Genomic DNA, 20,626 nt, shown 5'->3' with positions numbered 1-20,626 from the left:
ACTAGCCTGGTAGGAATTATTTCTTACCAGGCTTTTTTATTCCTTTTTGTGAATAATCGACAATTTCTATTTTTGACTTAAATAATTGCAATGAAGCAGATTCCAGAAAATGTCGAGAGATTTGAAGGTGAATTGGGAACTTATTGGTTTGACGAAAATGGTATTTTATGTTCCGTTTCCAATAAAATCTTAAGAACATTAGATAATGTTAAATCCAATATTAATCTGATCAAGAAAATCTCCAATAATACTCCTGTTTGTATTTTGGTTTACCTCTCCCGTTCTCCTCAACCAGATAAACAAACCCGTGATTTTGTAGCGCAGCAACTTAGCAGTATTTACAAAGCAATGGCTATCGTTTCAAATTCTTCTTTAGGCAGTTTCGTCATTAATTTCATTTTTAAATTTCAGAAGCCATCTATTCCCATGAGAACGTTTTCGAATGAGGAAGATGCCAAGGAATGGTTAAAGCAGTATTTGTAAATATTGCCATTCTGATATCTTACTGATGAAATTTATCCTTATTCCAATTTTCCGGATTATTTGCAATGTATTGTTGAATACGACCGAATGAATCAGAATTGCGGATAATATGGTCATGGAAACGTGATTGCCATGCAAATCGTGTATCAAATTGTATTCTTGCATTTTTTGTGACAACCGATTTGTAGGATCCAACAATGGATGATATTGAATTTTTTCGTGACATATCGCACCCCGTAGAGACAAGGCAATGCCTTGTCTCTACCGCCACGTCAATCGAATTATTAATAATCAAAATGCCGTGCATATGATTGGGCATTATTACGAAATTACCCAATTCAACAAACGGAAAATGATTCGGTATTTCCAACCAAAATTTTTCTGCCAATTGGCCAATGTCTGTTAATTGCATTTGTTGTGAAATTATTTCACCGAAATAATGAATTCTGTTTTGGGTACAGATGGTAATGAAGTATGCGGCGTTACGACGATAATCCCAATTTTGCAACCGCGTAGACGCAATGCGGTATTTATTTTTGTATAGATCCATAGGTGTTTGCGGCTTTCCGCTGTTTTTATAATTGTTGCTAACGTGGTTCGTATCCGGGTAGAGACAAGGCATGCCTTGTCTCTACGGTATTTCGGCCTAAAAATAAAACGCCTTACGTGATTTACAAATCTGTATTCCTATAAAACGCCCAAACCCCTGACGCAGATCAAGGGTTCGGAGCAAGCTCAAAAAATAAATCCTCGTTTCGTTCGCTTAGCAAACAATCCGACAGGTAGGCCTCGCGCATCCCACACGGGCGGCGGGTGAGCACCAATACGTTTAACCATCATTTTTATATTCATTTGCAGTTATTCTTTAATTTAAACATCACTTTACTTCTCCCCGATCACTGAAATCCAGTTATTGGTTGAAAGTGATTTAGCTGATCTAACAAGCTTCAAGAATTCACTTTTATACCCTTCGCTGTCATTATTTAAAGATTTTGAGGCTAAGGAAATTAAATGATCATAATTAGCACCCTTTTTATAAGGTGACGACCTTAAGAGCATCCCAAACTCAGCAACTGATGCTGCAAACCTGAAATCCGCACTTGCATTAGTGAATGGGATGTTTTTATCAAGCAGCACATTAGTCATTAATTTACCTTCATTACCTGTTGGCTCTTTGTAGCGCAGCTTAACCGTAAGCAAGTCGGTTGTATTTAAGGATGCCTTATTTTGATTTTTCTGATATTTTAATGAATCGATATCAGGTAGGAGCGGACTCTTTACTCCAACAGGAATGACCTCATACAATGCAGTAACTGTTTGACCTGAACCTATTTCACCTGCATCAATTTTATCATTATTAAAGTCCTCATCATTTAATAATCTGTTTTCATAGCCAATCAACCTATATGACTTAACAACTGCCGGATTAAACTCAACCTGAAGTTTAACATCCTTCGCTAAGGTGAACAACGTGCCCCCAAACTCATTCACGAACACTTTCCTAGCTTCAGAAAATCCGTCGATGTAGGCATAATTCCCATTTCCTTTATTGGCAAGCAGCTCAAGTTTATTGTCTTTATAGTTCCCCATTCCAAATCCTAAAACAGAAAGGAAAACATTATCCTTACGCTCTTCCTCAATTAGGCTCACTAATTCACCATCGCTTGAAACACCAACATTAAAATCTCCGTCGGTAGCCAGAATAACCCTGTTGTTTCCTCCTTTTATATAATTTTGACGTGCAACCTTATAAGCTAATTGGATACCTTCACCTCCAGCTGTAGATCCTCCGGCTTTCAATTGAGTAAGAGCATCGCTAATTTTCATCTTTTCTGTTCCCGACACTCCATTGAGTACAGTTCCCGATGCTCCTGCATATACAACAATTGAAACTTTATCCTGAGAACGCATTTGATTTATCAGCAATTTAAAAGCGGAAACTACAAGAGGTAACTTATTGGCTGCTTCCATAGATCCAGAGACATCTATAAGAAAGACCAGATTAGACGGCGGTAAATTTTCAGCTGAAATATTTTTAGTCTGAATTCCAATTCTTGCTAATTTATGTACCGGATTCCATGGGCATTCTGCAACATCTGTATGAATAACCACAGGATCCTTCCCCTTAGGCTGACCATAATCATAATTGAAATAATTGATCATTTCTTCTATACGAACGGCATCAACAGGAGGTATTTGACCCGTATTTATAAACCGGCGGATATTGCTGTAGGATGCATTGTCAACATCTATAGAAAATGTCGAAAGCGCATTCCTTGAAGTCAGTCTGAATCCATTTTCGGCAATCGGGGAGTAATCTTCAGTATTAATGTTTTCGGCATGTCGATCGTATGCAATAACCATTGTGCGGGAAGCAACTTTTAATTTACACTGATCCTCTTCCCTCACTTTACTATCTTTCACTGGCATTGCGATCTCATACATTACATATCCTTCAGGAACCAAGGCTACATCAACAACTGAATCATTGCCAATTATTAACTCCTTTGGCTCATACCCTTTCGCTTTTATCGTTAACTTTCGGGCAGAATCCGTCGCTTTAATAAAAAATACGCCTCGTTTATTGGTGTGCGATTTAACAATTGATCCTTCAAATTGTATTTCGGCCCTGTTAATCAGCTTACCATTTTCAGCAGAAGTAACTCGTCCTTTAACGGTACGTGATTGACTGCAACTGCTTGCTATTGCCAGCAGAATCAGAAAGAAGAAATGAATTGACGTTCTCATGGCGATCTTATTTTCCTTAATGATGCAGGAGTGAAAAGGATTCCATAACATTAGGAAGAAAATTTCTAAGTGAAGGCGAGCGATGTAAAGGTCATTGCATGCATCCTTATAGATCTTTATATCTTTGCCCTTATGGATGGCAAAACACGCAGCAATATTTACCCAGGATTAGAGGTTGATATAATTTTAAAGAAAGACCAACGGTCTGGTGAGCGAACCAGAGGGTTTGTAAAGGACCTATTGACAAAAGCACCATTCCATCATCGGGGAATAAAAGTACGATTAGAAGATGGACAGATTGGGCGGGTAATTGAAATTTTCGAGGAAGATTAAAAGGATTATCGATCTACTAAATGATCACTAAGCACTACGTTCTAAGGAAATAACGGTAGCTATTGAACCATCAATTTTAAATTTAACATCTACATTTTCCAGTAAAACACCATAGATTTTCGTATCGTCTTTTGTGGCTTTATAGGCCGGACGAGGGTCGAAACTTAGTACTTCTATGATTAGTTGTTTCAATTCTGGTTGAATGGATAGCTCATTGCCTATTTCCGGATCAAACTGCACATCCAATGGCTTTTCTGGTGCAATAGCTGCATATCCGGCTGTAGCTGTTGGAATTGCATCTGAATAGGGAATATATGGCTTAATGTCTAAAACCGGAGTCCCATCCATCAAATCAATATTTCTTAAATAGATTTTTACTTCATTATTTTCTGTTTCGATTTTCTCGAGCTCAGCGACCGACATTCCAATAGGATTTGGTCGATGAGTTGAGCGCGTGGCAAAAACGCCCATTCGCTTATTTCCTCCTAATCGCGGCGGACGAACGGTGGGAGTCCATTTCTTGTGTGCTGTTTCATGAAACTGAAAAATGATCCACAGATGAGAAAATTGCTCCAAACCAAGAATTACATCAGCAGAATTATATGGAGCTATCAACTCTACTACCGCGTAAGACGACGGTGCTAATCCCGGCTGCCTGGGGATTCCGAACTTCTCCTTGAAAGGAGAATGAATAATGCCTATAGGTGTAAGGACTATTGAATCCAATTTACTTATTGATGTTTGTAGAGAAACTTAAAAACTAGGATAGAGGCTTATTTCAGTTTCATTGCCTTTAGGTTTCAACCAACGGCAATGAAACTCATATACTCTAGCCATGCTGAAGAAGGATGAATCTGTATGCTTAGTGCTAATAAATCTCAGGTGCTTCGTTCCTCAGCATGACAACGTTGTGATCCCTAATTAACTAATTTACTGAAATTAACCTTTTTGGGGTCTTTCATCTTCCGTTCTTCTCGAACCGCCATACAACTCATACTCCAACAATCTGCACTCAAGTTTAGAATTATAAAACTCGATTTTCTTAGTGGCTTTCAACCCTACTTTTTTGGCTAGGTTTGGACTGCCGGTGAAGATGTACCCCTTGTAGCCTTGACAATCTTTTTTCATAAAATCGCCAATAGCTTTATAAATATCTACCAATTCGTCAAAATCACCTAATCGTTCACCATATTCCGGATTGAAAATAACTACACCATCACCTTCAGGAACCTCTGTTTCACGAAAATCGCAAACCTGAAAATCTATATATTGGTCAACGCCAGCGGTAACTGCATTTTTTCTTGCCAAATCAATGGCAATAGGCTCAATATCTGTGGCGATAATTCTTCCGTTGATGCGTTTTTGTGCTAGCTCTCGGGCCTTACGTCGTTCGGCTACATAAATAGCTTCATCAAAATCTTTGATATGCATAAAGCCAAAATTATCACGAAACAACCCAACTGAACGTTTTAAAGCAAACAATGCCGCTTCAATGGCCAATGTTCCGCTTCCACACATAGGATTAACGAAGTTTCCATCGCCATTCCATCCGGTTGCCATTATTACGGCCGCTGCAAGATTTTCTTGCATTGGAGCTAAACCAGGGTGCTTGCGATAACCGTGCTTCGATAATGTTTCACCAGATGTGTCAATATAAATTGCAGCTCTGTCTTCTTTCCAATGTAAATGAACAACCGCCTTATCGCGTTTCGGACCAGAATCAGGCCGGCGTCCTCTTTTTTGCATCAGTCGGTCAACAATAGCATCCTTTACCCGCACATTAGCAAACATCGTGTTATCAATGAACGGATTACTAACATTACAGGTAATGGATAAATACCCTGCCTCATCTATCCATTTTTCCCAAGGCATACCAACCAACTGATCATATAACTGATCCGGATTCATTGCCTTAAAGGCCTTCAATTGATATAAAACATTGTTTCCAGTGCGTAAATTGAGGTTTAATTTCATACAGTCAGTTAATGTACCAACTGTTTCTATATAGGTTTGTCCCTGGTCAGTTATCTCAAATCCGAGATACAACATTTCTCTTTTTAGATACGTTGAGATATATTTAGGACAAGTAACAATAATTTTTTCCGGAGTGTTGAAAACAGACATCTGTTATTTAAGGATTGATTATTAATTTTGGGGGCTAAATTCGTCAATATTATGGACATTAAAGGTAAAGTACACGAAATTTCGGAAGTAATGGAGGTAACATCTTCATTCCGTAAGCGTGAATTGGTAATTGAATATGCTGAAAATCCTTCATACCCTGAGTTTATAAAGTTTGAAGCCATTCAGGATCGTGTATCACTAATGGATAAATGTAAAGTGGGTGATATGGTGGAGGTGTCGTTTAATTTAAAAGGTCGTGCATGGAACAATCCAAAAACCGGCAAAACCGATTACTTTAACACATTGCAAATTTGGAGAGTAACAACATTAGGAGCTAACGCAATGGGAGCTCCAATGGAAGAAACACCGTCGTCGTTCACACCTCCGGATATTTCTAATGCTCCGGGAGAAGAAGATGATCTTCCTTTCTAGTAAAATTCTTAATCAATTGATAAAAAGCCTTCAGTATTAAACAGAAGGCTTTTTGTTTTTTTAAACCTTATTGTTATTGTTGTCCATATGCAATAATGGATGCTTTTGCAATTGTATTGGCATTGAGCATAAAGCCGATCAAGGCCGCGCTGGCATTCTTATCAATCTCAAGCTTACTTTTAAGTGCATAAACAGTAATTACATACATGTGTGCAGGTCCGGGAGGAGGACAAGCGCCTACATAGCCAGGGGTGCCAGCATCATTGTTTCCATTAACAGCTCCTTGTGGTAAACTCTTTTGAGAGTAATTACCAGCATCCGATTTAAGTTCCATAGTTGTTGCCGGAATATTGTAGACCACCCAGTGCCAAAAGCCACTTCCAGTAGGAGCGTCTTTGTCATACATTGTTATAGCGAACGCTTTTGTGTCTTTGGGTGCGTTTTCCCAAACTAAGTCAGGAGAGATATTTCCCCCATTGCATCCAAAATCATTTCCGTATTGCTTACTTGTAAACTGTCCGTTTAGCTCATTGCTTTTTAACGTAAAAGTTTGGCCATGTAGCATTCCGGAGCTCATAATTATCAAAACGACAATTGCTGTAACAGTTTTTCTCATGTGAATTAATGTGATGATTATTGAGGCAAAAATATACAGACATTGAACTGTCAAAGAGAGCAAAACGTTCAAAGACTATTGAGAATCGGTCAATTTTTTAAGTTGATATTGCTTAGGACTCATTCCATAAATTTGTTTAAAGGACAGAGAGAAACTTGAATGGTTTTCATATCCTACTTTATAAAAAACTTCACTCGGATTTTCCTGATTATGCACCAATAAATCAGCTGCTATTTCCATTCTCTTTTGCAAAAAGAACTGACTTGGTGAACAATTATAAATTTTTGCAAATCTTCTTTTAAAAGTTGATACACTCATATTACCTAAAAAAGCCAGTTCTTCAATGGTCAAATTGGATTGTATATTTTGCTCTACCAACTTTCTTATTTCAAAATCCGATTGCTGCGTTTGAAGGGAAGCTTGAAGAGAAAGGATCACTTCAGGTGATTTTTCAAGTAGATACAGCATGATTTCTTCGAACTTTAACAATAACATTCCATCCGATATTTCAGTAGTATTAGCTTTTATTAAATCTATTGAAATCAAAAAATTCTTTACAAAATCATCCTTTTCAAGAATAATAAATGGTGCTTTAGCCTCATTTTTCGAGGGTGCTTTATTACTAACTACAGGGTATTTAATAAAGAAGTTCATTAGTACAGCGTTGTCAAAAAACAAAACGATACTGCTGTAGTTATTTCCATTTGAAAGTTTTTCGGTCATTAAACAATTACCCGATGATAAAACAGCCAATTTCTTGTTGTCGATCGAAGTTGAGTTATTGGCATATTGAAAGCTCTTTTCACCATTAATTAAAAAAGTGATGAGGTTATATTGGAGTAGAACTTTGCTCTTCTGGAGATTTTTATACGACGTGTAATTATGTATTATTATTGGCTTTTGAGCTGTGGATTTACAAACAATAGCTTGAGGTAAAACAATAATATCTTCCATATTCATTTTATTACTAAACTACAGAAATTTTACTTTTTCGCTTGTTTCATACAAAAAATGCAAGAAAACGCACGCCTCCCGCTGGCTTATTGTTTTAATTACAATAAGATAATATATTGTATACCAGACATTAAAGAAGATTTTTTCCATACTTGATTTTTAATCTAAAAAACAGATATTGTATTGTCACTTTTTTGACATTTAGAATCGCTTTTACCATTATGAAATATGATGCTATTATTATTGGCGCAGGGTATGCCGGAGTAACCGCGGCATTAAACCTTAAACGTGCAGGCAAAAGAATATTGCTGCTGGAGGCCCGTAATAGAGTAGGGGGACGTATTGAAACTAAATATTTCGATGATGGCTCTTATGTAGATTTGGGAGGTCAATGGATTGGTCCCACCCAAGATCGTATTTATGCTTTGGCAAAAGAATTTGGGGTGGAAACCTTTAAATCTTATGACCAAGGCAAAAGTACGTTGCTCTTCAACAACAGGTTAAAAGCATACAATGGAATAATACCCCCTTTACCAATATACTCACTTTTGAGCCTGGATGCTGCCATTAAGAAAATGAATAAGCTTTCTAAATCGGTCAATCTTCAACAACCTTGGTTAACTCCGAATGCTCAGCAGCTAGATTCAATAACTTTATATAGTTGGATGCAACAGCAAATGAGTTCGAAAACTGCGCGAGATTTTTTCCAGGTCGCGTCTGAAGCAATCTTTGCAGCTAACCCTGCTGAAATATCATTGCTCCATGCATTATTTTATGTAAAGTCGGGAAAAGACCTGGACAGCCTTATGAATATAAAAAATGGGGCACAGGAAGAACGATTTGTCGGAGGTGCTCAAGAGTTAGTAAACCGAATGGTTAAAGAGCTTCAAGATGAGTTACGCTTAAACTCACCGGTAAGGCATATTGATCAGGATGAAAACGGCGTTGATGTGATCGGCGAAGGCTTTAAGTATTCCGCGAAAAAGGTAATTATTGCCATTCCACCGGCCTTAGCTTCACGAATTGAATACAACAAACCTCTTCCTCCAAATCGCGATCAATTAATGCAACGCGTTTTTATGGGTAGTGTGGTAAAATGTTATGCAATCTATAAAACACCGTTCTGGCGAGAACGAGGTCTAAATGGACTTTGTGCATCAAATAAAGGGTTAATCACTGTTACATTTGATAATTCGCCCAAAGATGGTTCAAAAGGGATGCTTATGGGATTTGCACTTGCCAATCAGGCTAAATCGTTTTTAGAACTTAATCCTCTTGAGCGTGAAAAAGCCGCTATTGATTGTTTTGCTGCCTTTTTAGGGCCGGAAGCCAGAAATTATGACCTGTATATTGATCAGGCATGGGCTAATGAGGAGTGGACTCGGGGTTGTTATGCCGGAATTATGCCCCCTGGCGCATGGACCAGTGTGGGGAAAACTTTAAGAACGCCATGTGGAAATATCCATTGGGCAGGAACGGAGACATCAGACATTTGGAATGGCTATATTGACGGGGCGGTTAGATCAGGAGAAAGAGCGGTTAGTGAATTATTGACTATATCATAAAAAACAAGCCGGAAATGTTTTCCGGCTGCCTTTAGTTATATGAAGTTACCAGGTCGTTATCTTTCTATGGTATAACTTACTAATTGCTTGCCCTTTTGGCTTGCTACAACGGTGTATTTTCCAGGCAGTAATTCTATTTTCTTACTGAAATTGCCTGTAAAATTTTTCACGGTTTCTTTATAAACTTCTTTTCCTTCTTCATCTTTTATTACTACATCCACAGAACCTTTTACCGGAAGAGCGAAATTAAGTTCATATGCTGGGGAAAAACGTTTTTTGAGCATCATTTTCTTACCAGGCATAGGTTCACGTTCAATAATCATATTTTCATCTCTCATTGGCATGATCATTTGCTCGTCACCATCTGCCTCAATCACGATTATTTTTTTACGTTTGGTACTGTCGCCACTTACCGAAATCCGTTTCTCGAAACGGTGTTTAGGGTTTGGAGCAAAAACTGCATCATCGCTCATGATCACAATTTCTTTGTTTTTATCTTCTTTCCACATCCCAACCGCAGCAGAATCTAATTTCTTAACCCTTATTCGCTTAGGTGCTGCGAACAACACATCGCCATTTCTAAAATTATCTAACTCTTTGCGTTCTACCTCCGAAAGTTGATCGTAATTTTTGGTTATGTCAACAATTGTGTCATTACCTTTTATCTCAATTTTCCGGTAAACAATCTCCTTTTTCGGAGATTTTTCCTGAGCAAATGTGAGCACGCTTAAACTGGTAAGAATTGCTGTTAATACTATTTTTTGCATATCAATCATTTTAATAATCCAAAATTACCTGACTGTTTAGTGAAAAAATGTTAAACACTTGTTAAAAAGTGTTAAATGTTACGATGCTAATTATTAGCTGGTTAGTTTTGTATGGATTTTATCTTTTAGTAATGAAAAAGAAGAGTTTTATTGTTACGGTTATAGCAATTGGCATTGGGCTCCTGAGCTTAATGACTGTGCAAGCATATTTTATATATGATTCATACAAACTAAAGTCGCAGTTGTTTGATCAAACGGTTGAAAGCTCATTACGAACAGTATCAGAAAAGATCGAGAAGAGTGAGGCTCTTCAATTTATAGGAAATAAAATATCCATTCCCACATTTCCTGAACTTCCAAAGGCTAGGCATAAAAAGAAGAAAGTTAGAAAAACAGTTGATGAAATCAGAATAACCAATTCACCTGTTCCTGCTCCTCCCGAGCCTATTATTTTAAACGACAGTCTATTAAGTGGCCGACTTCTATTTCTTTCGCCGCAGGACATTTCGGGGGCACGAATTAACCGGGAAGAACTTGCTAAAAGGATAAAAATCAAAAGAGATAAGAATGATCGTTTTATTATCAGGGTAGGACCAGATGGTAATGTTGATACAATTAAGTATAAGACTCGGCATGCTTCATCGTTTTCTACAGTTATACCCGTAACAGCACAAGTGGCTCGTCCGGAAGTCAGAATAGAAAAACATGTATCTGTTGTAGCTGATGAGCCTCCAAGTGAACAGGATGTGTTAGTTCAAACATGGCTTGATTCTGTATCTCGATTTAAGAAAAGAATAGAAGTTTTTGAAAAACTGGCAGTGGAGGCTGATCGCAAGAAACTTTCATTGATTAATCGTGTGAATCCTAAATTATTGGATTCTTTATTAAAGGCAGAGTTTACATCGGCCGGAATTTCCATTGACTACTTTTACGCTATAGAATCGGGTAAAGATTCAACGGTCTTTAGGTCCGCATCCTATAAACAAGGAACAACTGCAAAAGACAATACTTATAAGGCAGCACTATTCCCTAAAGATGTATTAAATACCGCAGGCACTTTAACCGTTATTTTCCCTGGAAAGTCCGATTTTCTCATGAATAAAATGCTGGTATTAATTATGGCGTCATCATTAATTGTATTGGTCATTATGTCGTGTTTTGGAGTTACGATCCTCTCCCTATTGCGTCAGAAAAAGCTCTCCGAAATGAAAAGTGATTTCATCAACAACATGACCCATGAATTCAAAACTCCGGTGGCGACTATTATGCTTGCAAGTGAAGCTTTGCGAGATGAGCAAATGGCAGCTGACAAAAATATGGTTAACCGCTACGCCGGAATCATTTACGATGAAAACCTTCGGTTGAGCAGCTATGTTGAACGAGTATTGAATCTTGCCAAACTTGAAAAGAGTGACCTCAAACTAGAACAAAAACCTGTTGACATGCACGACCTTATTTCTGCAGTTGCAGATAGCATGAACTTACAATTCAAACGAAAAGGGGCTGCTGTTTCAATAGACCTTCAGGCTACAACTGCTACCATTATTGGAGATGAACTGCATTTGTCGAATGTGATTTACAACTTGTTGGATAATGCATTAAAATATTCTCCGGATGATCCTCAAATTGTAATTTCAACTCAAAATTTGGGAAGTTTATTAATCGTTAAAGTCAACGATAATGGCATTGGAATGACTCGTGAGCAACAAAGTCGCGTGTTTGACCAGTTTTATCGTGCGCATACAGGCAACCTTCACAATATAAAAGGCTTTGGTTTAGGGCTTAACTATGTGTATTCGATTATTAAATTGTTAAAAGGTAATATTACCATTAAGAGCGAACCTCAAAAAGGAAGCACTTTCGAACTAAGCTTTTCTATTGCATAAATATTGAACATTAACTATGAGCAAATCAGTTTTGTTAGTTGAAGATGATCCGAACCTGGGAATGATTTTGCAGGAGTACCTGCAACTTAAAGGAGGATATACCGTAAAGTTATGTATCGATGGAGTTCAGGCACTTGATGTATTTAAAAGCAATACATTTGATGTTTGCATTCTGGATGTTATGATGCCTAAAAAAGATGGCTTTACATTGGGCAAAGAAATCCGAGAATTAGATGAAAAGGTGCCAATTATTTTCGCTACGGCAAAATCAATGCTGGAAGATAAAATTGCAGGCTTTAATATTGGTGGAGATGACTACATTACCAAGCCGTTCCGCATTGAAGAACTGCTGCTAAGAATAAATGCATTACTTAAGCGGAGCAGTAATACTCTTCAGGAAGAGAAGCAGCCCGATAAATACCAGGTGGGATCAATTCTTTTCAATCCCATGACTCAGGAAATTCACAATGGTTATCAATCACAAAAATTATCGGCTAAAGAATCGGAACTGCTCCACTTACTGTGTCAGCATAAAAATGATGTATTAAGCAGGGAACAGGCATTAATAGCAATTTGGGGTAACGACAATTATTTTAATGCTCGTAGCATGGATGTTTACATAAGTAAACTAAGAAAATTGTTAAAAGGAGATGACTCGGTAGAAATTATTAACGTCCACGGGCGTGGGTATAAATTGATCTTTTAATAAAAAAGGCGCACGGATTTCCCAGTGCGCCTGCAGACAACAACCTAAATTTTATTTATAATTCAGTTCAAATTCGATAATAATATCATCTCCTGTTTTTAAAAATTCAAGCAAGATGGTTGGAGGTTTTACTCCATAGTCAGACATTTTAATTTCTTTTTTTCCTTTAATCAAAACTCCAGTTCCGTTTGCTTCTGCAGAAACTTTCACAGGAACTTCTTTCTTAACCCCATGAATTGAAACCACAGCAATTGCATCAATTTCAGATTTGGTTCCGGTTGGTTTAACCAACTTAACTTGCTTCAAACCTACACTGATATCCGCAAATTTGTCCGTTTCTAATGCTTTCCAGATCCTACTGTCCATCAAATCGTCATAATAAGCACCTTTTTCGTCAATACTTCTGATGTTTTTTGATTTAACTTTAAGATTTAACGATTGAATTGTTTTAACTGCTCCTTTATCAAATACCACTACCATATCCCCACTTCTCTGGTCGCACTGTGCAGTCCAATCGTGCACACTCGAGGTTCCGTGAATAAGTACTTTACTTTCTTTCTCGGCCAGTTTTAATGGAGCTTGCTGGGCATTTACATTAAAGGATAATAGAGCTACGCAAATAGATGTAACTATTTTAAATTTTGGCATTTGATTGATTTTTTGGTTACTAATACTAACACAAAAGAATAAATATTAATTCTGCGGAAACATGATAAAAGTCATAGAATAATTACTGTTGATTTTTAGCAGAAAAGGAATGAAAATAAAAAGCCGGCTTCCCAGCCGGCTCTAATCCAATCCAATGTATATGAAGAAAAGTTGTTCGATTTTTTACATTACAAATATCAAACAATGCTATTAGTTAATTGTTAACTTGATGTAATAATGTCGTGATTTTTTGAAATTCTTAACATTAGTTATTCGCCACAAACTCGATTTAGCCGTACAGTTTTTGGTATTTTATTTTGTTCTCGAATTAATATTTTGACGGGGAATTTTCACCACATTTTTAACTAAAAACAGGCCGCGTATTTTCGACACTAAGGCGACAGGTTTTATAGATAAAAAAACCGGTTTGTTATTTACAAACCGGCTATCCAATCCAATTTTTTGAAGTAATCTCTTTACCCTAAACGCATTTCAATTACACTGCAAATTACCGCAACTAATATTTAATAGTTGTTAAGGAACTGTAATGCTTTATATTTTCTACTATCTTTTTAAAATATAGATCAACGAGGAATATTCACCATTTTGTTGTGCTTTGATATTGGACTCTAGTCCTATTAAGAAGGCCGAGAACCATTTTTTTCGCCCGGTTTTATATTGTTCACTTAGCAAACTCACATAAAAAGAATCAAAAATCATCGGCTTGGTCTCCATTAACTGTATTCCCAAAGATCCAAACAACTCTTTAATCGATTGCTGCGAGAAATGATACAAATGGCGCGGAACATCATAAGCTGCCCAATATTCGCCATAATGCAGTGCATCATAAGAGTTATAATTGGGAACAGCCACTACAAGCACTCCGTTCGGCTTTAACAAACTTCTTAATCGCTCAATCGTTTTATGCAGATCAGGCATATGCTCTAACACATGCCACATGGTTATCACATCAAACTGCTGGCTATTTAAAGCCTCATCAAACAAGGAAGCATAAATCTCATCGCCGACCTTTGTTTTGGCTAATGAAGCCGCCTTATCGCCGGGTTCTACTCCACAGATATTCCATCCGGCATTTTTGCAGGTTTGAAGAAATGCACCGGTACCACAACCAACATCTAACAAAGACCCTTTAGCATGTTTCGACTCAACCAATGCCAATTTTCTCTTTAATGAATAAGCCCTAACACGATTATAAATTTTCTCAAATAAGGATGAGTTACCATCTGTATGAGATATGTATTCTTCGCTTTCATAGTATTTACCCAAATCCTCTTCTTTAGGACGAGGGGTAGTAACTAAAAGTCCGGTTGCTTCATCGATCTTTATGGTAAAGCTTTTGCCAGTTACGGTGTAATCCTTTGCAGTGATAAAATCTGCTAGTTCATTGTTATTAATTGGAGATCTTGAAATTTCTTCCATTGATTGCCTGGTTTAAATTTAATCTCTTCTGTAAAGAAGGAGAGCAAAGAAAATGATTTATTCTGAAATTATTCATTGAAATCATCTTTGACTTTCGCCCTTAAATAACTTACCTAAATACGGTAAGCCATTAATAAAAAAGGAGGGCTAATAGCCCTCCTTTTTTTATATCCAATGCTTTTGTTAAAACTTCTTTTGAAGTGTTTCGGCGATGGTATTTGGAGTTACCTTACTAACATATTCAGCAGTAATTTCTAAACTCTCATCCTTAACATAATCATTGTTTAAAGGAACTCTGTCGGCACCTTTTGCAACAGGCTTTTCACCTAAGGCTGAGCGGCGCTGATTATATCGTACAAGTTCTTCGTCATCTTTTTGATCACGTTCTTTTTTAAGCTGATCAATGTTAAGAACAACTGTTTTTTGAGCACGGTTTTTATCAAACTCTTTTATATCCTCAAGAATATATTTATACTCCTGACTAACTTCCATGCGTTTCTCATGATCGGTTACAACAACCGATTTAATTCCGTCAAGTTTTCCAAGTGGTGCATATTGCGCTGGTGCAATCTGATCCCAAGGCAGTGCTGTTGGCTCTGAGCTTTCACCAAATTCACTTGCTGGGAACATGCTTGGGAAAGTAATATCTGGAATTACTCCTTTGTGTTGCGTACTCCCACCGCTGATACGATAGAACTTAGCAACAGTCAAATTAAGCTGACCTAAATTATCTGGCTTATTAATTAACTCGTTAATTGCAGCAGCAGTTTGAACAGTACCCTTACCGTAGCTTTGAGAACCGATGATCAATCCTCTATGGTAATCTTGTATTGCTGCCGAGAAAATTTCTGAAGCAGACGCACTAAAGCGGTTAATCATAACTGTTAACGGTCCGGTATAAGTAATCTCCGGATCTTTATCTTCATTAACCGTTACTTTGCCACCTGCCTCACGCACCTGAACAACCGGACCTGTTTTAATAAACAAACCCGTAAGTTCTATTGCTTCTTTCAAAGAGCCTCCTCCATTATTGCGAAGGTCCATAACAACACCGTCTACTCCTTCAGCCTTAAATTTCACCAATGCGTTTTTTACATCACGGGTAGTTGAGGTATAATTAGGATCTCCTTTACGCATTGCATCCCAATCGATATAAAATGCAGGAACTGTAATTACACCTATTTTATAGGGCTTGCCATTATACGTTACTTGCTTTACTTCACTTTGTGCTTTTTGCTCTTCCAAAACCACTTTATCTCTTATCAGTACCACTGTTTTTGGATTAGCGTTAGCGTCAGCACCAGCAGGTAGAATTTGCAAACGAACGGTTGTTCCTTTAGGACCTCGTATTTTACCCACTACGTCGTCAATTCTCCAACCTACCACATCTTCAAACTCACCGTCTTTTCCTTGGGCAACAGCAATAATACGATCGTTTGGTTGCATCTGTTTACTTTTCTCTGCCGGGCCTCCTTTGGTTAGTTGAACCACTTTTGTGTATTCGTTCTCTGAACGAAGAGTGGCGCCAATTCCTTCCAGGGAGCGCGACATATCAATCTTAAAGTCTGTTGATGATTTTGGAGAAAGATAAACAGTATGAGGTTCAACTGTTGACGAAAACGCATTCATGTAGGTTTCGAAAACATCCTCACTTTTAAGTTTCGCCAATTGAGACTTTAAATTCTCGTAACGCTTGGTAATAATATCGTATGCTTTCTTATCGTCCTTACTGATTAATTTTTGGTTGATCAGTTCATAACGGATGCGTTTATTCCAATAATTATTAAGGTCGGTTGTTGTTGCAAACCAAGGCTCTTTTTCACGATCAAGTACATAGGTATCAGTTGAATCAAGATTCATCTTGGTTTTCAATAATGCTAAGGCATAATCAACCCGTTGACTTAAACGATCAGCATAGTGATTATAAATATAATACCCTGCGGTAAGGTCGCCAGCGTCTAATTGGTTATCAATTTGATAACGGAATTGTTCAAAATCTTTTACGTCGGAGGCCAAAAGCATGCTTCTTGAGCCGTCCAAATCTTTCAAGTATTTATTGAAAATCTGAGAAGAAAGAGAATCATCGAGCTTTACACTTTTATAGTGGTACTCTTCGATGGCACTTGTAATAACTTTTGCTACCGTATAATGCTTGGGTTCCGGTTTCAGGTCAAACTTTCCGGAGCCAACATCGGTAGTCAGACGAGGAGGAGTTGCCGAACAAGAACTGATCACAAACGAAAACGCTACGGCTTCCAGCATCAATTTTTTTATCATTTGTTTGGTGTTAGGATATACAATCTATATTTATGTGAAATTACACTCTTTAAAACGAATATGCATGTAATTTCGATATTACGTGTAATTAAAATACAAAAAATAGCTGGCTTAGTTTTAAACTTTAATGGGCGACACGTAACTATATTGATGTAAAGACCATTAAGTCGCCCTGATTTTTAAATTTGAGCCTTGGGGTATAGTTATTTCAAAGACCATACCAGTAATTTTTGCATAATTATTAACCATATAAATAACCAATGTCATTGAAGAAAGCCCTTTTTCCTGTTTTACTAACAGGTTTTTGCCTTACATCAGTTCATGCTCAATTAATGGATGGCAATAAACATTTCACCCGAGCCGACACACTACGAGGTACCCTAAGTGCTGAACGAGCTTGTTATGATGTTAGTTTTTATCACTTGGATATTAAAATTGATCCCACAGATCAAACTATTGAAGGATATAATGACATCACTTTTAAAACTGTAAAAAATTTTAAAAGAATTCAGGTTGATCTGTTTCCTAACATGAAAGTTGAAAAGATCACCTGGAACGGTAAAGAACTTACTTACAAAAGAGAATTTGGCGCTGTTTTTATCGAATTCCCCGAAGTTGTTAAAACCCCTTCTTCTCAAACCATCCGTTTTTATTATTCCGGAAAACCCATAGTTGCTAAAAGAGCCCCATGGGATGGTGGTTTTGTATGGACCAAAGATAAAGCGGGAGATCCTTGGATTGGAGTGGCCTGTCAGGGAACCGGAGCTAGTTTATGGTGGCCTAACAAAGATCACCAAAGCGACGAACCAGATAGTATGATGATCAGCATTGCCGTGCCTAGTGAACTAATGAATGTGTCGAATGGGCGGTTAAGATCGAAGGCAGACCTAAATAACGGATATACTAAGTATAACTGGTTTGTCAGCAATCCAATTAACAACTACGATGTTTCGGTGAACATTGCAAAATATGCTCACTTTAGCGACAAGTACAACGATCTTGACCTTGATTATTATGTGCTTCGTGAAAATCTTGAAAAAGCAAAAGAGCAGTTTAAGCAAGTGAAGCCAATGATGTCTTGTTTCGAAAAACGATTTGGGCCTTATCCATTTTATGAAGATGGCTACAAACTTGTAGAAACACCTTATTTAGGAATGGAGCATCAAAGTTGCGTAGCCTATGGCAACAAATACAAGAACGGTTACCTTGGTAATGATTTAACCGGCTCTGGCGTAGGCACTAAATTTGATTTTATCATCATTCATGAAAGCGGGCACGAGTGGTTCGGCAACAGTGTAACATCAAAAGATATTGCCGACATGTGGATCCACGAAAGCTTTACCAATTATTCCGAGTCGATTTATGCTGAATGTGAGTTTGGTCACGACGATTATTTAAAACATATCAATGGCTATAAGCACAGTGTAAGAAATGACGAACCAATTATTGGCTCTTATGGTGTAAATGCGGAAGGTTCTGGCGACATGTATTACAAAGGAGGCTTAATGCTTCACACCATCAGAAGTATTGTGGGCGATTCAGTGTTTTTTGGTGCCTTGAAGGGAGTAGCACTTAAGTTCAGACATCAAACAGTAACCACCAATGATATTATTGATTTCTTTAATAAGAAAACAGGTAAGGATCTGACTAAAGTTTTCTATCAGTATTTAAAATATACACACATCCCAACATTAGAACTTAAGAAAGATAACAATGTTGTATCTTACCGCTGGAAGGCAGATGTTCCGGGGTTTGACATGCCAATTAAAGTTTCTCTTAATAACGGCAAATGGCAAACCATTGTTCCGAGTCCAAGCTGGCAGTCACTGCCTGTTAAAGCAGTTTCTGAGATTGTTGTAGCGGAAGACCTTTATTATATTGACATCAAAAAGTTATAACTTGCTTTCTGATTGAAACAACAGGCATGACCAGTACACAACGAAAATATTTCGATTTAGTTATTTGCTTAGTAATGGATCTGGCGGGAATGGGAACTTATTCCATTCCTGTTTTAGGAGAATCAATTGATTTTCTTTGGGCTCCATTCTCTGCCATTGTGTTCTTTCTTTTGTTTAGAAGGAAGATCGGTTTAATTGGAGGTGCCTTTAATTTCCTTGAAGAGATTTTACCCGGAACAGATATTATTCCAACCTTTACCATTGCATGGGTTGGTAAGTATTTAATTGGCACAAAAGAAGGCAAAAGCGAACTAAAGGAAGTCAAAAGAATTGAAAACACTCAAGATCATTAAGGTTTATACTAATCATAGACCAAGCACCGTTATTAATATACGAAACAAGGAAAGATGATGATGGTTACCGAATTACAAAAGTTGATTACTCCTGTAAGAACGTTATTTAATCGCTTTTACAGGTGGATGAATAAATAATTGGTTGGTTAATTGCTTTTTGGGTATTTTTTTTATTTTTGCTGCAGAAACCCAACGTCCTAAAACACGTTATTTCAGTCAGCTTCTAAAAGCAAATAGTACTTCAAAATGGAAAGAAATAGAAAAGACCAGTTGATTCCAAAATTGATGACAATCAATTTGATCATTGCCATCGTTTTATTAGTTATTGCAATTATTACATTTAACGTTGGCGATCATGCAGCGCAGGTAACATTTGTTGAAGCATGCGGTAAAGTATTCTTAACCTTGTTTGCTATCGAGCCATTTGCAATTGCCTTTTATTTGTACTGGCCAAAAGGAGAATAATAGAAATCCATCAATATTATTAAGGTAAAAAAGCTCCGGGGAATACCCGGAGCTTTTCTTTTTTATAATTCTCCTGATTAATACGATAGCATCAATCCCAAAAAAGATGTATCTGTATTGAGCACCGAGGATTCATTAATACTCAACTTCAATTTCCATGATAGATGGATCTTTTATTGCTTCTTTCAGGGAGTATTTTAAGGTTGCATTCTTCTTATCCTTACTTAAAATCACTTTTGACGACTTACATTTTTTAACCGCTTTAGGAAAGTTAAGATCGAGCGTAAAGTTGGCATCCAAACCAGCGTCCTTTATCATATCATACATAGAAGCATTTTGTGCAATATTTTTTGAAAATACTGCTGTATCAACCGATCGCTTAAAGTATCCCTTTCTATAGTCATAAATAAAATAGTTAACATCAATAGGCGACATGCCTCCGGTCATATTCTGATTTCCTGAATTTCCCATAAACGAACCTGATTCTGATAGCTCTTTTTCAAAGTTTTTCAACCTGAATATCAACGCTTTTTCGGTTGTTGCATCCCCGGAAAACACAATCTTTAGTTTGTTATTAGCCATGTCCATCTGGGCATTCATCATCGTATTTTTATACATTTCAAGACTTTCAGCATCCTTGGTTCGCTTAATGGAATCAGGCATTGCTTGCAACATCGTTATCGAAGTATCAATGCTTTTTTTAAAGTCGGGCGATTGCTGGATCGAATCCGGAATAAAGACCTTCATCATAGTTATTCCTTTGCTAAAGTCAACACTGTATATCACTTTACCGCCGCCATTTTCAGCAAAGTCAATCTTCTGGACAGCATCGTAACAAGAGGAAAGAAGAAAGGAGAGAAAAACTAACTGAAAAAAATGTCGAAGTAGTTTCATATCACTAATTTTAAGAAGCCTATAGTAAATGTGCGTT

20 protein-coding genes are annotated in these 20,626 nt (G+C 37.3%); 9 read left to right on the top strand and 11 right to left on the bottom strand.

Translation table 11 applies throughout. The features are described from left to right. Positions 1–90 precede the first annotated feature (90 nt). Entirely contained in the window at positions 91–483 is a 393-nt protein-coding gene (locus tag SOLCA_RS19340) for a SpoIIAA family protein (RefSeq protein ID WP_014682167.1), read from the top strand. A 19-nt stretch (positions 484–502) separates the two neighbouring features. Here SOLCA_RS19340 and SOLCA_RS19335 read toward each other — a convergent pair whose 3' ends face one another. Beyond that, on the bottom strand, positions 503–1,105 hold the full coding sequence (locus SOLCA_RS19335) for a transposase (protein ID WP_014682166.1): 603 nt from the start codon (positions 1,103–1,105) through the stop codon (positions 503–505). A gap of 260 nt (positions 1,106–1,365) precedes the next feature. Further along, complete coding sequence (locus tag SOLCA_RS19330; protein WP_014682164.1) at positions 1,366–3,231, bottom strand: YfbK domain-containing protein; 1,866 nt, start codon at positions 3,229–3,231, stop codon at positions 1,366–1,368. A 132-nt stretch (positions 3,232–3,363) separates the two neighbouring features. Here SOLCA_RS19330 and SOLCA_RS19325 point away from each other — a divergent pair, with 132 nt between their 5' ends. Then, a complete protein-coding gene (locus SOLCA_RS19325) occupies positions 3,364–3,564 on the top strand; it encodes a YwbE family protein (protein ID WP_014682163.1) in 201 nt (66 codons plus the stop codon). A 27-nt stretch (positions 3,565–3,591) separates the two neighbouring features. Here the strand turns inward: SOLCA_RS19325 and tsaA are convergent, their stop codons facing one another. Then, positions 3,592–4,290 (bottom strand): tRNA (N6-threonylcarbamoyladenosine(37)-N6)-methyltransferase TrmO, encoded by a 699-nt coding sequence (tsaA, locus tag SOLCA_RS19320; RefSeq protein ID WP_014682162.1) that lies wholly within the window; start codon positions 4,288–4,290, stop codon positions 3,592–3,594. A 213-nt stretch (positions 4,291–4,503) separates the two neighbouring features. Next, complete coding sequence (locus SOLCA_RS19315; RefSeq protein ID WP_014682161.1) at positions 4,504–5,688, bottom strand: THUMP domain-containing class I SAM-dependent RNA methyltransferase; 1,185 nt, start codon at positions 5,686–5,688, stop codon at positions 4,504–4,506. Positions 5,689–5,739: 51 nt separating this feature from the next. Here SOLCA_RS19315 and SOLCA_RS19310 point away from each other — a divergent pair, with 51 nt between their 5' ends. Further along, a complete protein-coding gene (locus SOLCA_RS19310; protein ID WP_014682160.1) occupies positions 5,740–6,120 on the top strand; it encodes a DUF3127 domain-containing protein in 381 nt (126 codons plus the stop codon). A 73-nt stretch (positions 6,121–6,193) separates the two neighbouring features. Here SOLCA_RS19310 and SOLCA_RS19305 read toward each other — a convergent pair whose 3' ends face one another. Both SOLCA_RS19305 and SOLCA_RS19300 read right to left on the bottom strand, forming a co-directional pair. Then, on the bottom strand, positions 6,194–6,736 hold the full coding sequence (locus tag SOLCA_RS19305; RefSeq protein WP_014682159.1) for a YbhB/YbcL family Raf kinase inhibitor-like protein: 543 nt from the start codon (positions 6,734–6,736) through the stop codon (positions 6,194–6,196). Positions 6,737–6,811: 75 nt separating this feature from the next. Then, entirely contained in the window at positions 6,812–7,690 is an 879-nt protein-coding gene (locus SOLCA_RS19300; RefSeq protein ID WP_014682158.1) for a helix-turn-helix domain-containing protein, read from the bottom strand. Positions 7,691–7,911: 221 nt separating this feature from the next. Here SOLCA_RS19300 and SOLCA_RS19295 point away from each other — a divergent pair, with 221 nt between their 5' ends. Next, positions 7,912–9,255 carry a flavin monoamine oxidase family protein gene (locus SOLCA_RS19295; RefSeq protein WP_014682157.1) on the top strand — a complete coding sequence of 448 codons (1,344 nt, stop codon included), beginning with the start codon at positions 7,912–7,914 and terminating at the stop codon, positions 9,253–9,255. A 56-nt stretch (positions 9,256–9,311) separates the two neighbouring features. On the opposite strand, the gene SOLCA_RS19290 is transcribed toward SOLCA_RS19295, so the two are convergent. Beyond that, positions 9,312–10,022 (bottom strand): hypothetical protein, encoded by a 711-nt coding sequence (locus tag SOLCA_RS19290; protein ID WP_014682156.1) that lies wholly within the window; start codon positions 10,020–10,022, stop codon positions 9,312–9,314. A 131-nt stretch (positions 10,023–10,153) separates the two neighbouring features. Here SOLCA_RS19290 and SOLCA_RS19285 point away from each other — a divergent pair, with 131 nt between their 5' ends. Further along, complete coding sequence (locus SOLCA_RS19285; protein WP_052308659.1) at positions 10,154–11,908, top strand: sensor histidine kinase; 1,755 nt, start codon at positions 10,154–10,156, stop codon at positions 11,906–11,908. Positions 11,909–11,924: 16 nt separating this feature from the next. After that, complete coding sequence (locus tag SOLCA_RS19280) at positions 11,925–12,614, top strand: response regulator transcription factor (RefSeq protein WP_014682154.1); 690 nt, start codon at positions 11,925–11,927, stop codon at positions 12,612–12,614. Positions 12,615–12,665: 51 nt separating this feature from the next. Here the strand turns inward: SOLCA_RS19280 and SOLCA_RS19275 are convergent, their stop codons facing one another. The 3 genes from SOLCA_RS19275 to SOLCA_RS19265 all read right to left on the bottom strand — a co-directional run bounded on the left by SOLCA_RS19275 (position 12,666) and on the right by SOLCA_RS19265 (position 16,979). After that, on the bottom strand, positions 12,666–13,262 hold the full coding sequence (locus SOLCA_RS19275) for a YceI family protein (RefSeq protein ID WP_014682153.1): 597 nt from the start codon (positions 13,260–13,262) through the stop codon (positions 12,666–12,668). 564 nt (positions 13,263–13,826) lie between these two features. Beyond that, positions 13,827–14,702, bottom strand: coding sequence for a class I SAM-dependent methyltransferase (locus tag SOLCA_RS19270; protein WP_014682152.1), 876 nt, complete (start codon positions 14,700–14,702; stop codon positions 13,827–13,829). A gap of 183 nt (positions 14,703–14,885) precedes the next feature. Beyond that, positions 14,886–16,979, bottom strand: a complete 2,094-nt coding sequence (locus SOLCA_RS19265; protein ID WP_014682151.1) for a carboxy terminal-processing peptidase — start codon at positions 16,977–16,979, stop codon at positions 14,886–14,888. 260 nt (positions 16,980–17,239) lie between these two features. Here SOLCA_RS19265 and SOLCA_RS19260 point away from each other — a divergent pair, with 260 nt between their 5' ends. From SOLCA_RS19260 to SOLCA_RS19250, 3 genes are all read left to right on the top strand, one after another. Continuing rightward, positions 17,240–18,877 carry a M1 family metallopeptidase gene (locus SOLCA_RS19260; RefSeq protein WP_014682150.1) on the top strand — a complete coding sequence of 546 codons (1,638 nt, stop codon included), beginning with the start codon at positions 17,240–17,242 and terminating at the stop codon, positions 18,875–18,877. A gap of 26 nt (positions 18,878–18,903) precedes the next feature. Then, the gene (locus SOLCA_RS19255) at positions 18,904–19,230 is read left to right on the top strand and encodes a hypothetical protein (RefSeq protein ID WP_014682149.1); all 327 of its coding nucleotides are present in this window, start codon (positions 18,904–18,906) and stop codon (positions 19,228–19,230) included. A 246-nt stretch (positions 19,231–19,476) separates the two neighbouring features. Next, on the top strand, positions 19,477–19,695 hold the full coding sequence (locus tag SOLCA_RS19250; RefSeq protein WP_014682148.1) for a hypothetical protein: 219 nt from the start codon (positions 19,477–19,479) through the stop codon (positions 19,693–19,695). A gap of 135 nt (positions 19,696–19,830) precedes the next feature. On the opposite strand, the gene SOLCA_RS19245 is transcribed toward SOLCA_RS19250, so the two are convergent. Next, on the bottom strand, positions 19,831–20,589 hold the full coding sequence (locus SOLCA_RS19245) for a hypothetical protein (protein ID WP_014682147.1): 759 nt from the start codon (positions 20,587–20,589) through the stop codon (positions 19,831–19,833). Positions 20,590–20,626: the final 37 nt, after the last annotated feature.

Origin of the sequence: Solitalea canadensis DSM 3403, from assembly GCF_000242635.2 — a bacterium.
In the GTDB taxonomy this organism is placed as follows: Bacteria; Bacteroidota; Bacteroidia; order Sphingobacteriales; family Sphingobacteriaceae; genus Solitalea; species Solitalea canadensis.
This window is presented reverse-complemented; position numbering and strand designations above follow the sequence as displayed.

Coding starts and splice junctions, on each gene's coding strand:
- SOLCA_RS19310 (WP_014682160.1), top strand. CDS start 5,740: ATGGACATTAAAGGTAAAGTACACGAAATTTCGGAAGTAATGGAGGTA.
- SOLCA_RS19290 (WP_014682156.1), bottom strand. CDS start 10,022: ATGCAAAAAATAGTATTAACAGCAATTCTTACCAGTTTAAGCGTGCTC.
- SOLCA_RS19265 (WP_014682151.1), bottom strand. CDS start 16,979: ATGATAAAAAAATTGATGCTGGAAGCCGTAGCGTTTTCGTTTGTGATC.
- SOLCA_RS19295 (WP_014682157.1), top strand. CDS start 7,912: ATGAAATATGATGCTATTATTATTGGCGCAGGGTATGCCGGAGTAACC.
- SOLCA_RS19255 (WP_014682149.1), top strand. CDS start 18,904: ATGACCAGTACACAACGAAAATATTTCGATTTAGTTATTTGCTTAGTA.
- SOLCA_RS19300 (WP_014682158.1), bottom strand. CDS start 7,690: ATGGAAGATATTATTGTTTTACCTCAAGCTATTGTTTGTAAATCCACA.
- SOLCA_RS19260 (WP_014682150.1), top strand. CDS start 17,240: ATGTCATTGAAGAAAGCCCTTTTTCCTGTTTTACTAACAGGTTTTTGC.
- SOLCA_RS19245 (WP_014682147.1), bottom strand. CDS start 20,589: ATGAAACTACTTCGACATTTTTTTCAGTTAGTTTTTCTCTCCTTTCTT.
- SOLCA_RS19305 (WP_014682159.1), bottom strand. CDS start 6,736: ATGAGAAAAACTGTTACAGCAATTGTCGTTTTGATAATTATGAGCTCC.
- SOLCA_RS19315 (WP_014682161.1), bottom strand. CDS start 5,688: ATGTCTGTTTTCAACACTCCGGAAAAAATTATTGTTACTTGTCCTAAA.
- SOLCA_RS19280 (WP_014682154.1), top strand. CDS start 11,925: ATGAGCAAATCAGTTTTGTTAGTTGAAGATGATCCGAACCTGGGAATG.
- SOLCA_RS19275 (WP_014682153.1), bottom strand. CDS start 13,262: ATGCCAAAATTTAAAATAGTTACATCTATTTGCGTAGCTCTATTATCC.
- SOLCA_RS19325 (WP_014682163.1), top strand. CDS start 3,364: ATGGATGGCAAAACACGCAGCAATATTTACCCAGGATTAGAGGTTGAT.
- SOLCA_RS19270 (WP_014682152.1), bottom strand. CDS start 14,702: ATGGAAGAAATTTCAAGATCTCCAATTAATAACAATGAACTAGCAGAT.
- SOLCA_RS19285 (WP_052308659.1), top strand. CDS start 10,154: ATGAAAAAGAAGAGTTTTATTGTTACGGTTATAGCAATTGGCATTGGG.
- SOLCA_RS19335 (WP_014682166.1), bottom strand. CDS start 1,105: ATGCCTTGTCTCTACCCGGATACGAACCACGTTAGCAACAATTATAAA.
- SOLCA_RS19340 (WP_014682167.1), top strand. CDS start 91: ATGAAGCAGATTCCAGAAAATGTCGAGAGATTTGAAGGTGAATTGGGA.
- SOLCA_RS19250 (WP_014682148.1), top strand. CDS start 19,477: ATGGAAAGAAATAGAAAAGACCAGTTGATTCCAAAATTGATGACAATC.
- SOLCA_RS19330 (WP_014682164.1), bottom strand. CDS start 3,231: ATGAGAACGTCAATTCATTTCTTCTTTCTGATTCTGCTGGCAATAGCA.